At 44.0% G+C, this 16,135-nt stretch carries 6 protein-coding genes; all 6 read left to right on the top strand.

From position 1 onward, the window contains the following. The first annotated feature begins 75 nt into the window (after positions 1 to 75). The 6 genes from V7K36_RS20085 to V7K36_RS20060 all read left to right on the top strand — a co-directional run bounded on the left by V7K36_RS20085 (position 76) and on the right by V7K36_RS20060 (position 16,135). On the top strand, positions 76 to 822 hold the full coding sequence (locus V7K36_RS20085) for a cupin-like domain-containing protein (RefSeq protein WP_335118763.1): 747 nt from the start codon (positions 76 to 78) through the stop codon (positions 820 to 822). A gap of 203 nt (positions 823 to 1,025) precedes the next feature. Continuing rightward, positions 1,026 to 1,256 (top strand): hypothetical protein, encoded by a 231-nt coding sequence (locus V7K36_RS20080; RefSeq protein ID WP_335118590.1) that lies wholly within the window; start codon positions 1,026 to 1,028, stop codon positions 1,254 to 1,256. A gap of 279 nt (positions 1,257 to 1,535) precedes the next feature. Further along, positions 1,536 to 1,667 (top strand): hypothetical protein, encoded by a 132-nt coding sequence (locus tag V7K36_RS20075; protein ID WP_335118588.1) that lies wholly within the window; start codon positions 1,536 to 1,538, stop codon positions 1,665 to 1,667. After that, positions 1,664 to 4,903: a non-ribosomal peptide synthetase gene (locus V7K36_RS20070; RefSeq protein WP_335118586.1), complete on the top strand. Its 3,240-nt coding sequence runs from the start codon at positions 1,664 to 1,666 to the stop codon at positions 4,901 to 4,903. The genes V7K36_RS20075 and V7K36_RS20070 overlap by 4 nt, the downstream gene beginning before the upstream one ends. Before the next feature lie 23 nt (positions 4,904 to 4,926). Further along, positions 4,927 to 9,663, top strand: coding sequence for an amino acid adenylation domain-containing protein (locus V7K36_RS20065; protein WP_335118584.1), 4,737 nt, complete (start codon positions 4,927 to 4,929; stop codon positions 9,661 to 9,663). Further along, on the top strand, positions 9,563 to 16,135 hold the full coding sequence (locus tag V7K36_RS20060; RefSeq protein WP_335118582.1) for an amino acid adenylation domain-containing protein: 6,573 nt from the start codon (positions 9,563 to 9,565) through the stop codon (positions 16,133 to 16,135). The genes V7K36_RS20065 and V7K36_RS20060 overlap by 101 nt, the downstream gene beginning before the upstream one ends.

The raw sequence follows: 16,135 nt of genomic DNA, 5'->3' as shown, positions 1-16,135 counted from the left end.
AGCAATAACTCTCAAATACCGCATGTTGACCGAGTGAGCAACCTATCAAAAGAAGAATTTCTATAGAAGTACGCAATACCTAATAAACCTGTAGTAATTTTGGATATTATGGATAATTGGAAAGCGAAGACGTGTTGGACACCAGAGTTTTTTAAATCCAAGTATGGTGATATCCATGTCACCACTGTGAAACAAACTGAGACAACAGATGAGCAATGTACAATGAGATTGGGTGAGTATATCGATTATATGCAAAGCACTAAAGAAGAAAATCCTTCTTATTTGAGAACGTGGTATTTTCCTAATGACTGTCCAGAAATTTTGGAAGATTACAATATTCCGGAATATTTTAAAAGTTGGCTTGAGCAATTACCACATGAAATTAGACCTCAATTTAGTAGTTGGCTTTTCATAGGTCCAGCTAATACAGGCAGCAGAATGCACGTAGATGGATTTATGACTAGTGCGTGGAACGCAGTAATTTCTGGCAGGAAGTGCTGGCTTTTTTATCCTCCTGAAGATGAGTGTTACTTGTATACTGGTGAAGTAGATGCATTTAATCCTGACTTGACTAAATACCCTTTATTTGCTCAAGCAAGACCGCTAATTTGTATTCAAAATCCAGGAGAAATTATCTTTACTCCTAGTGGTTGGTGGCATCAAGTAATTAACGAAACAAACTGCATTTCTCTTACTGGAAACTTTGTAAATGAGACTAACTGCAAGATGGTTAGAAACTACCTTGATGTTACAGAGCGTCCAGAATATTCAGATACACTTCAACAAGCGATCAAACAATATATCCCTCAATTATGTGTATAGCAATTATTAATGAGTCATAAGAAAACCCCATACTCGTGGCAGGGCAGGGAATGTTCAATAATAAAACGAACTTTTGATGACTGCTTGGCGAAGTAGATTTACGGTAAGGATTTAGGTAAATAAGTATTAAAAAATCAGCTAATATCTTTAGCTAAAGAGATGCTCCTGTTTAGGATTTGAGGTCAAAAAAGAGGTAAATTTTTATGTCTTTAGAAATGTCTTTAGAAAATCGTGAAACCTATGACTTGGTTGCTTTGGCGTACAATTCTGGTACAGAAACTAGCGATATTTGGCTGGCATGTTTGGATAAAATTCTCCTACAACATCTTCCTGATAAGGCACGTATTTTAGACCTCTGTTGCGGCAAAGGAGAATTAGTACAAAAGCTGCTAATGAAAGGGTATAAAGTAATTGGATCAAGTTTGTATATATGAAGCAGAACGAGATTTTGAAATCCCTTCTGGGGCTAATAGGATGTGCTACATTTGTCGCAAACAATCAAATAATGAGACTTTATAAAAAACTGGGATGAAAATAGTCTAAAATGCAACTACAGAGCCATGTTTACGTCAGTCTCGACAGGATTTATATCAAATGAAACATCAAGTGGCGGCAGCAATGCCCAAGCGTTTTGAGAAGAAGTCATTGCAGAAATTAATGAAGTTTATCAGCAGTCGAAGACAAGCTTTCCTTGGTAAAAAGGAGACATTTTGGTGCTAGATAATATGTTTGCTGCACACGAGCGCTACCCCTATGAAGGGCAACGCAAGATTGTGGTAGCAATGAGAGAAATGATTCAAAGCCAAGACATTACACTTCATGGCAGGCAAGGAGGAGGTAAATGATAACTGACGCTACTATTAACGGTTTTAGGCTATCTCCTCATCAGAAACGCCTTTGGTTCTTGCAGCAAGATAGTTCTGCTTACTTAACTCAAGGTACTGTTCTGATACAAGGCAATCTTCAACCAGAAATTTTAAAAGCAGCATTACAGCAAGTCGTCAATAGGCATGAAATTCTTCGGACAAATTTTTCTCGCTTGCCTAGTGTAAAGATTCCTGTCATGGTCGTTGGCAATAGCAGTCCCCCTTTATGGCAAGATATTGATTTAAGCGATTGTTTTGAGCAGGAACAGTTATCCAAAATAGAGGAGCTTTTTCAGGAGGTTAGACATCAAGCTTTTGACTTCGAGCCAGCTTCCTTATTGCGTTTATATTTACTGAAACTGTCGCCAAATACACATATTCTCTTGGTCTCCTTGCCTGCACTTTGTGCAGATGTTCAGACAATCAAGAATCTAGTTAATGAAATTAGTAATTCATATTCTAGTTGCTTAGAAGGAAAAGAATTGTCCGATGAAGTAGTGCAATACCTACAATTCTCAGAATGGCAACATCAGTTACTTGCAGACGAGGACGCAACAACTGCTAATAAATACTGGTTTCAGCAAAAATTATCTTCCTTAGCTACATTAAAGTTACCTTTTGAGAATAAAACTTTAAAAAAATCAGGATTTGAGATAGACTCTACCAAATTGATAATAGCTCCGGAACTGGCAGCCAAGATTGAAATTTTAGCCCAAAAGTATAATACTTCCGTTGCTATTGTCCTACTAGCTTGTTGGCAAACACTGATTTGTCGACTTACAGGACAGGCAGATATCGTCATTGGCATGGGTTGCGATCGCAGGGATTATGAAGAACTTCAAGACGTACTAGGACTTCTTGCCACCTGGATACCAATTAAAAATCATTTGACACCAGACTTGCGCTTTCAAGAAGTCTTGAAACTCGCTGAAAAAACTCTAGATGATGCCACGGAATGGCAGGATTATTTCGTTCCTGAACCTATAGAAAATGACAATTCCTTAGCTTTTTCCATTGGTTTCGAGTTTGACCAATTACCGGAAAAATGCTTTGTCGGTGGCGTCTCATTTTATCTTGATAAATATTACAGCTGTATAGAGCCATTCAAAGTTAAACTTACTTGTACTCGGCGCGATAACTCTTTAATTACAGAATTTTACTACGATGTCAATTACTTCAGGGCAGATACTATTGGGCGTTTAGCTGGACAATTTCAAACTTTATTAACTAGTACGACTGCAAATCCAGATGAGAAAATCAGTCAATTAGAGATACTCAGCAAAAGCGATCGCCAACAGCTACTAGTCGAGTTTAACCAAACGCAGATTAATTATCCACAAGATAAATGTATACATAAGCTTTTTGAAGAACAAGTAGAAAAAACACCTAACAACATTGCCGTTATATTTGAAGACCAAGAACTCACCTATGCAGAACTTAACCACAAAGCTAATCAACTAGCTCATTACTTGCAAACACTGGGAGTCAAGCCGGAAGTTTTAGTTGGGGTTTATGTAGAGCGATCGCTTGATATGATAATTGGACTACTGGGTATCCTCAAAGCAGGTGGAGCTTACGTACCACTAGACCCCGCATTACCAAAGGAGGGTCTTGCTTTCCGGTTGCAGGATGCCCAAGTACCCGTGCTACTGACTCAACAGCAGCTAGTCAATGATTTACCGATCAATGCAGCACAGGTAATCTGCTTGGATAAGGACTGGGATGCGATCACTCAGCACAATAATGGAAATCCCAATAGTGAGACGACAGTTGAGAATCTGGTCTACGTACTATACACTTCCGGCTCTACAGGCAAACCCAAAGGAGTTGCCATCGAACATCGGCAACTTCTCAATTATATCAATGCGATTTTAGACAAACTCGAGCTGCCGCCTAGTGCCAGCTTTGCAACAGTTTCCTCCTTTGCAGCAGACTTAGGCAACACAGCAATTTTTCCAGCTTTGTGTAATGGGGGTTGTCTCCATGTGATGTCCCAAGAGCGAGCTTCCGATCCAGCAGCCCTAGCAGCTTACTTTGAGCTTTATCCTATTGACTGTCTCAAAATTGTCCCTTCCCACTTAGCAGTTCTCCTGACATCTTCTCACTCAGAGAAAATCCTGCCCCGCAAGTGTCTGATTCTTGGTGGTGAGATTGCTAGTTGGTACTTAATTGAACAGCTTCAGCAGTACTTGCCAACTTGTGAAATTTTCAACCACTATGGTCCAACAGAAACCACTGTGGGTGTGCTAACCTATTTAGTGGAAAAACAGCAAACAAATCATTATCCTGAAACTGTCCCCATAGGAAAACCCCTAGCCAATATAGAGGTTTATGTGCTGGATCGGCAGCTGCAACCAGTTCCCATTGGCGTGTCAGGTGAGTTATACGTTGGTGGTGCAGGACTAGCGCGAGGCTATCTAAACTATCCTGAACTAAGCGCCACTAAGTTCATACCTAACCCCTTTAGTGACACACTAAAAGCAAAGCTGTACAAGACAGGAGACAGAGTTCGCTACTTGAGCAGCGGGAATCTGGAGTTTCTTGGACGGATTGACAACCAAGTTAAGGTTCGGGGCTTCCGCATCGAGCCAGAAGAAATTGAGTTGGCACTCAGACAACATCCCCAGGTGCGAGAAGTTGTAGTTATAGCTCGCGAAGATAAACTCGGTGACAAACGCCTAGTCGCCTATGTTGTTCCGAGACAAGGTAAAGGCTCTAGCACTAGCGAACTGCGTCTTTTCCTGAGAAACAAGCTACCTGAATATATGGTGCCATCTGCCTTTATACTGTTAAAGAATTTGCCTCTGACCCCCAACGGGAAAGTAGATCGCCTTGCACTACCTTCACCGGACACAGCTAGACCCAATGTAGAAGATACTTTTGTAGCACCTCGAACCCCTGTTGAAAAACATCTGGCAGAAATCTGGTCTGAATTGTTGCGGCTTGAGTGCATCGGTGTTCATGACAATTTCTTCGATTCAGGTGGGCACTCTTTGCTAGCCACTCAAGTTGTGTCTCGTTTACGCGACACTTTCGAGGTAGATTTAGCCCTGCGCGACCTTTTTGAGAAACCTACCATAGCTGATTTAGCCGTGACTATTGCACAACGGCTAGCTCAAGCGGCAGATAGTGAACTACTGGCTCAGACCTTTGCAGAACTAGAGCAACTTTCGCAAGAGGAAGTTCAAGCAATACTTGCTGGCGAACAACAGTGAATCAATTGGGAGGAGAGCAGGAAATGAGTGATTTAGTTAAAGATATTGCTAATCTTTCTGTGGAGAAACGTGAGCTTCTTCTGCAACGACTCAGGCATAAAAAAGAAAATGCCTCTCGAACAAAAATCACGTCTCCAAGTCGAGATTCCAACATTTTCCCGTTGTCTTTCGCCCAACAACGACTGTGGTTCCTTGAACAGTTGGAGCCAGGAAACCCCTTTTACAATCAACCCGCGGCCGTGCGTCTGACAGGAGCGCTGAATTTAGCCGTACTGGAGCAAAGTTTTAATGAAATTCTACGCCGCCACGAAGTCTTACGCACTACCTTTAGTACCGTCGAGGGGCAACCAGTCCAAGTCATCGCTCCGACTCTAGCATTAAAGCTGCCAGTAGTGGATCTACAAAAACTTCCTGACGCAGATCGTGAGAAAGAGGTTCTGCGCCTCGCTACAAAGGAAGCTAAAGTGCCGTTCAACCTAGTAGAAGGTCCCTTACTGCGATGTACTCTCCTACGACTGGACGAGGCAGAATACGTGTTGCTGTTTACAATGCATCATATTATCTCTGATGGCTGGTCAAAAGGGATACTTATTCGTGAAATAGCAACGCTTTATGAAGCCTTTTCTACTGGAGAATTCTCACCGTTAGCTGAACTGGCAATCCAATATGCAGACTTCGCAGCTTGGCAGCGAAAATGGCTACAAGGAGATGTACTACAATCCCAAATATCTTACTGGAAAAAGCAGTTAGAAGGTGCACCATCAGTACTGGAGTTACCAACTGACCATCCGCGATCTGCCGTTCAGACATTTCAGGGTGCCAGTTACTCATTTGAGCTATCTGTCGAGCTATCACAAGCCCTGAAGAAATTGAGCCAGCAGCAAGGAACTACGTTGTTTATGACTCTGCTGGCAGCTTTCCAGACTTTGTTATGGCGATACACAGGGCAAGAAGATATTGTGGTCGGTTCACCCATCGCCAACCGCAATCGAGCAAAAATAGAAGGGCTAATTGGTTTTTTTGTCAATACCCTAGTACTGCGAACTAACTTAGCAAGTAATCCCACTTTTGGGGAGCTACTGACTCGTGTGCGGGAAGTGGCATTAGGAGCTTATACTCACCAAGATTTACCTTTTGAGAAGCTTGTAGACGAACTGCAACCACAGCGTTCTTTGAGTTACACGCCACTGTTCCAGGTGATGTTTGCGCTTCAGAATGCACCGATGTCGGCCTTAGAGTTGCCAGGTTTGAGTTTAAGTCTTCTAGCAAGTGAGAGTGGTAGTACTAAGTTTGATTTGACTCTGTTGATGACAGAAACAGCACAGGCATTAGTTGGCAGTTTAGAGTATAATACTGATTTATTCGAGTCAAGCACCATCAGCCGGATGGCTGAACATTTACAAACGTTGGTCTCTGGGATAGTTGCTAATCCACAGCAGCGTCTGTCTGAGTTACCACTGTTGACTCAAGCCGAGAAGGCACTGCTAGTAAAGTGGAATGATACTTCGCTTGAGTATCCCCAACACCAGTGCATCCATCAGTTGTTTGAGGCTCAAGTAGAACGCACCCCCGATACTGTAGCAGTGGTGTTTGATGACCAGCAGTTGACCTACTGTGAACTAAATGCAAGAGCCAATCAACTGGCGCACTACCTGCAAAAGCTAGGAGTAGAACCAGAGGTACTGGTGGGAATTTGTGTGGAGCGATCGCTAGAAATGGTGATCGGACTTTTGGGGATTCTCAAAGCTGGTGGTGCTTATGTACCACTAGATCCAGCATATCCCGCCGAAAGATTAGCTTTCATATTGCAGGACGCACAGATACCAGTACTACTGACCCAACAGCGTCTGAGGGAGAATTTGCCAGAATCTCAAACAAGGACTGTTTGCCTAGACACAGATTGGGGAAGTATCGCAGGGCAAAGCCAACAGAACTTAATCAGTAACTGTACAACTGATAACCTAGCTTATATCATCTATACTTCCGGCTCAACAGGTCAACCCAAAGGCGTGTTGGTCAATCACGCCAATGTTGTGCGTTTATTCGTAGCAACTGAGTCTTGGTATCACTTCAACCAACAGGATGTCTTTTCACTGTTCCATTCCTACGCCTTTGATTTCTCAGTTTGGGAACTCTGGGGTGCCCTGCTATATGGTGGAAAGTTAGTGGTAGTACCATATTGGGTGACTCGTTCACCCGAAGACTTCTACAAATTGTTGTCAACGCAGCAAGTAACAGTACTCAACCAGACACCTTCTGCTTTCCGCCAACTCATACAAGCAGAGGAATCCTTGGGAGATGCCAAAAAGTTGAGCCTGCGACTGGTGATTTTCGGTGGAGAAGCTCTGGAACTTCAGAGTTTAAAACCCTGGTTTGAGCGCCACGGCGACCAGTTTCCCCAGTTAGTCAATATGTACGGCATTACGGAAACAACAGTGCATGTGACATATCGTCCACTGACGATGGCAGACTTAGAAGCTGGTTTTGGGAGTGTCATTGGTCGTCCAATTCCTGACTTGCAAGTTTACTTGTTAGATGAATATCAACAACTAGTACCGATTGGAGTCAGGGGTGAGATGTACATTGGTGGTGCTGGTGTAGCACGAGGTTATCTGAATCGACCAGAACTCACCACCCAAAAATTTATTCCTAATCGCTTCAGTGATCAACCAAACGCACGCCTTTATAAATCTGGCGATCAGGCATGCTACTTGCCCAATGGAGACATTAAATATTTAGGACGTATTGACAATCAAGTTAAAGTTCGTGGTTTCCGCATCGAAATTGGAGAAATTGAAGCAGCCATCAGCCAACACCCAGCAGTCCGAGAAACTGTAGTTGTCGTTCATTCAAACTCAGCCGATTCTCAACGAATAGTCGCCTATATCGTCCTCGAAACAGAGCAAACACTAACAATTTCTGAACTGCGGAGCTTCCTAGAGCCGAAGTTGCCAAACTACATGATGCCAGCAGCTTTTGTGATGCTAGAAGCACTACCGCTCACTCCTAACGGCAAGATAGAGCGTAAGGCCCTACCAGTGCCTGACCAAATACGCCCAGAATTAGAAGAAGCCTTTATTGCACCTCAGACGAGGGTTGAAAAACAGTTGGCTGTGATCTGGATGCAGGTACTCAGCTTAGAAAATATCGGTATAAACGACAACTTTTTTGAGTTGGGTGGGGATTCAATCCTCAGCCTTCAAATCATCTCCAAAGCCAATCAAGCAGGGTTGTATTTAACTCCTAAGCAGCTGTTTCAATACCAGACCATCGCTCAACTGGCAGCCGTAGCTGGCACAAATGAGAAAATTCCCGCCGAACAGGGTGCAGTAACTGGATTATTACCACTAACACCTATTCAGCAATGGTTTTTTGAACAAGAACAACCAGAACCAGATCACTGGAATCAGGCGGTGCTGCTGGAACTCAAGCAGAGTATTGATCCTGTGGTTGTAGAGCAAGTGATGCAGTCTTTACAAAGACATCACGATGTCCTACGTTTGCAATTTATACAAGAGGAATTTGGTACTCAGGCGGTTATTGCTAGTCCTAATCATGTAGTGCCACTAACACACTTAGATTTGTCAGCACTGCCAAAAGAGGAACAAGGGGCTGCTATGGAAGCAATAGCTGCTAAACTTCAAGCTAGCTTGAATCTCTCAGTTGGACTATTATTTCAGGTTGCCCTTTTTGACCTGGGTGGCGAGAAACCTTGTCGCCTGCTTTGGATTATCCACCACTTAGCTGTTGATGGGGTTTCTTGGCGAATCTTAATTGAAGATTTTCAAACAGCTTACCATCAACTCTCTGAGGGCAAGGTGATACAGTTGCCACCCAAAACAACTTCATTCAAGCAGTGGTCTAACCGTTTGCAAGAATATGCACGTTCTTCAGCGCTACGTTCAGAGTTAGATTATTGGCTCACAACCCTTGATCAACCCGTTGAGCCTATACCCGTAGACTATCTAGGCGGAAACAACAGAGAAGCAACAGCCTGCAAGGTGTCGGTATCACTTTCTGTTGAGGAAACTCAAGCCTTGCTGCAAAAGGTGCCAGCAGCTTATCAGACGCAAATTAACGATGTATTACTGACAGCACTGGTACAAGCATTTGCCCAGTGGACAGGAAAAAGTTCTCTACTAGTTGACTTGGAAGGACATGGGCGAGAAGAACTGTTTGAGAATGTAGATGTATCGCGGACTGTGGGCTGGTTCACATCTATCTTTTCGGTACATCTGAGTCTAGAAAACACTTTCCAGCCAGGAAAATCTTTGATGGCAATTAAAGAGCAACTACGAGCTATTCCGAATCGAGGTATTAGTTATGGACTGCTGTACTACCTTAGTAGGGATCAGGAAATTACTGAGCAGCTAAGTTTATTGCCAAAAGCTGAGGTGATTTTTAACTATTTGGGACAGTTTGACCAAGTTTTACCGGAATCCTCTTTATTTAGTTTAGCTCAGGAGTCCATCGGTCCCAGTCACAGTTTACGAAGCAAGCGAACTCATTTGCTGCAAATTAACGGCGGCATATCTCAGGGACGGCTGCAAATGAGCTGGACTTATAGCGAGAAGCTGCATCGCCAAACCACAGTTGAAGTACTTGCTCAAGGGTTTATTGAGGCACTGCGATCGCTGATCACCCACTGCCAATCACCTGATGCAGGCGGTTTCACGCCTTCTGACTTTGCAAAGTTTGAACAAAGCCAATGGAGTCAAGCCGACCTTGATGCCATTACAGGAGCAATTGGAGATATGTGATATGAGTGTGAAAAATAAAAACATCGAAGATTTTTATCCGCTATCGCCCATGCAGCAGGGCATTTTATTCCATAGTATTGCTGCTCCTGAATCCGGAGTTTATTTTGAGCAATTGAGTTGGACTCTGGAAGGAAACTTCAACATTGCGGCATTTCAGCAAGCTTGGCAGCAGATTGTAGAACGGCATTCAATTCTACGAACGCGCTTTGTTTGGGAAGGTTTAAAAGAACCAGTGCAAGTTGTGCATCGGCAAGTGACGCTACCGTGGGTGCTGCTAGACTTGCGGCATCTCTCTTCAGTCGAACAGCAACAACAGCTGGAAGCTTTTTTGAAAAGCGATCGCTCTGTTGGTTTTAAACTGACCCGCCCACCGTTGATACGTTTGACACTTCACCATCTGGCAAAAAACTATTATCACTTCACTTGGAGCCATCATCATCTGCTGATCGATGGGTGGTCTAATGCCACAATCTTTAAAGAGATTTTTGACTGTTACAAAGCCTTCAGTAAAGGTCAAGACGTATACCTGGAGCCGATTCGTTGTTATCGGGATTACATCGTCTGGCTACAGCAGCAAAACCTATCCCAGGCTGAAGCATTCTGGCGGCAACTGCTCAAGGGTTTTACAACTCCAACACGGCTATGGGTAGACAAAGGTTTTGGGCAATTGCTCAGTTCAAAAGATGGCAATAATCAGCAAGAAATTAAGCTTTCAGTAGAAAAAACCGCAGCATTGCAATTTTTAGGACAGCAGCACCAGCTAACGCTCAATACACTGGTACAGGGAGCTTGGGCTTTGCTATTAAGCCGTTATAGTGGTGAGGAAGATGTAGTTTTTGGGGCTACTACTTCCGGTCGTCCCTCCACCTTAGCCAAAGCAGAGTCTATGGTAGGGCTGTTTATCAATACTCTACCAGTAAGAGTAAAAGTATCACCAAAAGAGTTTCTTCTACCTTGGCTCAAACAGATCCAAACTCAACAAATTGAAACACGTCAGTATGAATATAGTCCATTGCTAAAAGTCCAGGGATGGAGTGAAGTTCCTAGAAGTCTGCCTCTGTTCGAGAGTATCGTGGTTTTTGAGAATTATCCTGTAGACGCTTCCTTACGGAAACTGGATCTAAACTTAGAGATTAAAAGTTTTAGCGCATTTGAAAGGACAAACTATCCCCTGACTCTAAGCGTAAACCCAGCTGAGGAGTTGTTGCTTAAAATTACTTCCGATGGTAATGAACGCTATGATGCCGACACCATCAACCGGATGTTAGGGCATCTAAAAACATTGTTAGAGGGGATGGTCGCAAATCCACAGCAGCAGCTGTCCGAATTAACACTGTTGACTGAACCTGAGCGACATCAATTGTTGGTAGAGTGGAATAATACTCAAGTTGGCTATCCTCAAAACCAGTGCATTCATCAGTTGTTTGAAACTCAGGTGGAGCGATCGCCTGACGCCATTGCTATTGTCTTTGAAGACCAACAGTTGACCTACCAAGAACTGAACCAGCGAGCTAATCAACTGGCACACCACTTGCGATCGCTTGGCGTCAGTCCAGAGGTACTGGTGGGAATTTGTGTGGAGCGATCGCTCGAAATGGTCATCGGGTTATTAGGTATCCTCAAGGCGGGTGGCGCTTATGTGCCGCTAGACCCTACTTATCCCCAAGAGCGATTAGCTTTTACACTAGAAGACGCCCAAGTGGCAGTGCTGCTGACTCAAAGACGGCTCATGAAGGGAATGCCTGAACACAAAGCCCAAGTCGTTTGTTTAGATGCTGATTGGCAGGCTATTGCCCAAGAAAGTAAGGAAAATTCAGTCACTCAGGTAACTACTGACAACTTGGCTTATGTCATCTATACCTCTGGCTCGACTGGGAAACCCAAGGGTGTAATGATCAAACACCATAGCACGGTTGCTATGTTGGATTGGGCAAAAAAAATCTTTGCGGCTGAAGCTTTGCTTGGAGTTTTGGCGTCAACCTCGATTTGCTTTGACCTTTCAATCTTCGAGATATTTGTTCCTTTGGGGTGCGGGGGGAAAGTCATCTTGATAGACAATGCACTCTATTTACCAACTTTATCTGTAGCCAAAAGTGTAACTTTAATCAACACAGTTCCCAGTGTGATTGCAGAGTTATTAAGGACTGACGGTATTCCAGTTTCAGTGTACACGATTAATATAGCTGGTGAACCACTCCAGAATAAGCTTGTACAGCAACTTTATCAGTGGGATAATATAGGACAAGTTTTTAACCTTTACGGGCCTTCCGAAGATACAACTTATTCGACATTTGCCTGGATACAGAAGGGTGCCAGCAATATTCTGCCGATTGGTCGTCCTATTAACAACACACAGATATATTTGTTGGATCAAGATTTACAACCCGTTCCTGTTGGTGTACCGGGTCAATTACACATAGGTGGGGACGGACTAGCTCGTGGCTATTTAAACCGCCCTGAACTAACTGCTGAAAAATTCATCCCCAACCCCTTTAGCGAACAACCGACGACACGTCTGTACAAAACAGGAGATTTAGCACGCTATCTGCCGAATGGAGAAATAGAATACATCGGCCGCATCGACCACCAAGTGAAAGTTCGTGGTTTCCGCATTGAACTTGGAGAAATTGAAGCATTCATCAGCCAACACCCAGCAGTACGAGAAACTGTAGTTATCGTTCGCTCAGATTCAGCAGATTTACAACGAATAGTCGCCTATGTCGTCCTCGAAACAGAGCAAACACTAACAATTACTGAACTGCGGAGCTTCTTAGAGTTGAAGCTGCCAAACTACATGATGCCAGCAGCTTTTGTGATGCTAGAAGCACTACCACTCACCCCTAACGGCAAGATAGACCGCAAAGCACTAACTCGACTTGAGTTAACACAGCTATTATCAGAATCCGATTTTACCGCTCCTTCCACACCAATTGAAGAGATTCTAGCCGGAATTTGGGCAGAGGTGCTTGGTATTGACAAAGTAGGTATTCACGATAACTTTTTTGAGTTGGGAGGACACTCTCTACTTGCAACTCGCGTGATTTCCCAAGTGCGGCAAGTTTTTCAGCAAGAGCTTCCTTTACGTCGCTTATTTGAACAAGCAACAATAGCTGGGCTAGCCAAAGACATAGCAAAAACCAGAAAGGTAAGTTTAGGACTCGAAGCACCTAAGATTGAGCGGATTTCACGATCGCAAAAGTTACCCCTGTCATTTGCTCAGCAGCGGTTATGGTTTCTTACTCAGCTAGAACCAAACAGTCCCTTCTACAATATTTCTGCTGCTGTTCGCCTACAAGGATCATTGAACCTAGAGGCCCTACAACAGAGTTTTAATGAAATTCTACGTCGTCACGAAGCATTGCGAACGAATTTCCAGACCGTAGAAGGGCAACCCGTAGCAATTATCTCATCAGTCATACAGCTAGTGTTGCCCGTATTTGACATCAGTAAGTTACCTTCAAATCAACAACAAGCCGAAGTCAGACAACTGGCAGACTTTGAAGCGCAACAACCCTTTGACCTCAACAGTGACCTCCTGCTGCGGGTGAAACTACTGCGCTTTGGGGAAGAAGAGTACATAGTACTACTAACAATGCACCACATTGCCTCTGACGGTTGGTCAATAGGCGTGCTGGTGCGTGAGATAACAAAACTTTATCAAGCCTTCTGTGATGAGCAACCCTCACCGTTAGCTGAACTGCCAATCCAATATGTAGACTTCGCAGCTTGGCAGCGGCAATGGTTACAAGGAAAGGTACTACAATCGCAGATATCTTACTGGCTCAAGCACTTAGACGGTGCACCAACATTACTGGAGTTACCTACTGACCATCCGCGACCCGCCACTCAGACTTTTCAGGGTGCTACGTGTTCATTTGAGCTATCTGTTGAGCTATCTGTTGCCCTGAAGAAATTGAGCCAGCACGAAGGGGCTACCTTATTTATGACCCTGTTGGCAGCTTTCCAGACCCTGCTATGGCGTTACACAGGACAAGAAGATATTGTGGTGGGTTCGCCTATAGCTAACCGCAACCGTGCAGATATAGAAGGGTTGATTGGCTTTTTTGTCAATACATTGGTACTGCGAACTAACATGGCAGGTAATCCCACCTTTAGGGAGCTACTAACTCGTGTGCGGGAATTGGCACTAGGAGCCTATGCTCACCAAGATTTGCCTTTCGAGCAGCTGGTAGAGGAACTGCAACCACCGCGAGACTTGAGTCACACACCACTCTTTCAAGTAATGTTTGTGCTCCAGAATGCACCGATGTCAGCATTAGAGTTGCCTGGTTTGATTTTCAGTCCTTTGGCAAGTGAGAGTAGCACTGCCAAGTTTGATTTAACTCTGGATATGACAGAAACGGTACAGGGGCTAGTTGGAACTCTGGAGTACAACACTGATTTATTCGAGTCAAGTACCATTTGCCGGATGGTAGGGCATTTGCAAATGTTGCTCTCTGGGATTGTTGCCAATCCACAGCAGCGCCTGTCGCAGTTATCACTGTTAACTCAAGCTGAGAAGACACTGCTTGTGGAGTGGAATGATACCTCGGTTGAGTATCCTCAACACCAATGCATTCATCAGTTGTTTGAAACTCAGGTGGAGCGATCGCCTGATGCCATTGCTGTGGTTTTTGAAGACCAACAGTTGACCTACCAGGAACTGAACCAGCGAGCGAATCAACTAGCGCATTATTTGCGATCTCTCGGAGTGAGACCAGAGGTACTGGTGGGAATTTGTGTGGAGCGATCGCTCGAAATGGTAATCGGACTTTTGGGGATTCTCAAAGCGGGTGGTGCTTATGTACCACTAGACCCAAGCTATCCCGCAGAAAGATTAGCTTTCATGTTAGAAAACTCTCAACCAAAGGTATTATTAACACAACAGCATCTAGTAGAGAGTCTACCAACTCACAGTGCTAAAGTAATTTGCATAGACGGCAGCTGGGAACTTATTGCCCTTGAGAGGATAATAAACCCTGTCTGCAACATCACCTCCGATAACCTTGCTTACGTCATCTACACCTCCGGCTCTACAGGTAGACCAAAGGGAGCAATGAATACCCACCAGGGAATCTGCAATCGCTTACTTTGGATGCAAGACATTTACCAGTTGACAGCAACAGATAAAGTTTTGCAGAAGACACCCTTTAGCTTCGATGTGTCAGTCTGGGAATTTTTCTGGCCGTTAATGACGGGTGCGGTTTTAGTGGTAGCCCAACCAGAGGGACATCGAGACAGTAGCTATTTAGTAAATTTAATTAGACAGCAGCAAATTTCTACTTTACATTTTGTTCCTTCGATGCTGCAAGTATTTCTGGAAGCAGAAAGTCTGGAAACTTGTAAGTCTCTCAAACGGGTAATAACGAGTGGTGAGGTGTTGTCTGCCCAACTTCAAAAACGCTTCTTTGATCGTCTGGATGCTGAATTGCACAATCTCTATGGTCCAACTGAAGCCGCTGTAGATGTCACCTTTTGGGCGTGCGTGCAACAAAGTAGTAACCAAGAAAATAGCGCCATCCATCAAAAGATAGTTCCCATTGGTCATCCAATTGCCAATATCCAGATTTATCTGCTTGATCGGCATCTAAACCCTGTTCCTGTGGGCGTAACAGGTGAAGTGTATATTGGTGGTGTGGGGGTGGGCAGGGGCTATTTAAACAGTCCTGAGCTAACAGCAGAAAGATTTATTCCTAACCCTTTTAGCGAACAACTGGCGACACGTCTGTACAAAACTGGAGATCAGGCACGCCATCTGCCTAATGGAGTGATTGAGTACATTGGACGAATTGACCATCAAGTCAAAGTCCGTGGTTTCCGCATCGAACTAGGCGAGGTTGAATCGAAATTGAGCCAACACGCTAAAGTTCGGGAAGCGTTAGTACTGGCTTGGGAAGACGAGCAGAGTGATAAGCACTTAGTAGCCTATGTCAGCCCTCATCTAGAGCAGACACTTACAGTCACTGAACTGCGTGGCTTTCTTCAGGAGAAGCTACCACAATACATGGTGCCCTCGGCTTTCATTGTACTCCCAACCTTGCCGCTCTTGCCCAACGGAAAGCTTGATTGGCGATCGCTACCTGCACCAGAAAGTCTGCGCCCAGACTTGGAAGTTGCTTATGTAATGCCACAAACTGAGATAGAACAGGCCATCGCCACTGTTTGGCAAACATCTCTTAATGTCGAGAAGATAGGCATTCACGATAACTTCTTTGAACTCGGTGGTCATTCCTTACTTATGGTTAGGGTTCATACTCAATTACATCAAATGTTCAAAACCGATTTATCATTGCTCGATTTGTTTAGATACCCGACCATCAGCTCTCTCGCAGAATTCTTCAATCAAGGGAAAAATCTAACATCATCTTTAAATGAAACTCATATTCAAATAGAAAAAATATCTGCTGGCAAATCTCAACAACAAAAACGCCTGAATAAAATGAAGTCAATGAATAATCAAGGAGTTAAATAA

The organism is Nostoc sp., assembly GCF_036919555.1.
GTDB lineage: Bacteria > Cyanobacteriota > Cyanobacteriia > Cyanobacteriales > Nostocaceae > Nostoc.
The sequence above is the reverse complement of the archived record's forward strand: the minus strand, read 5'-3'. Positions and strand labels throughout refer to the sequence as shown.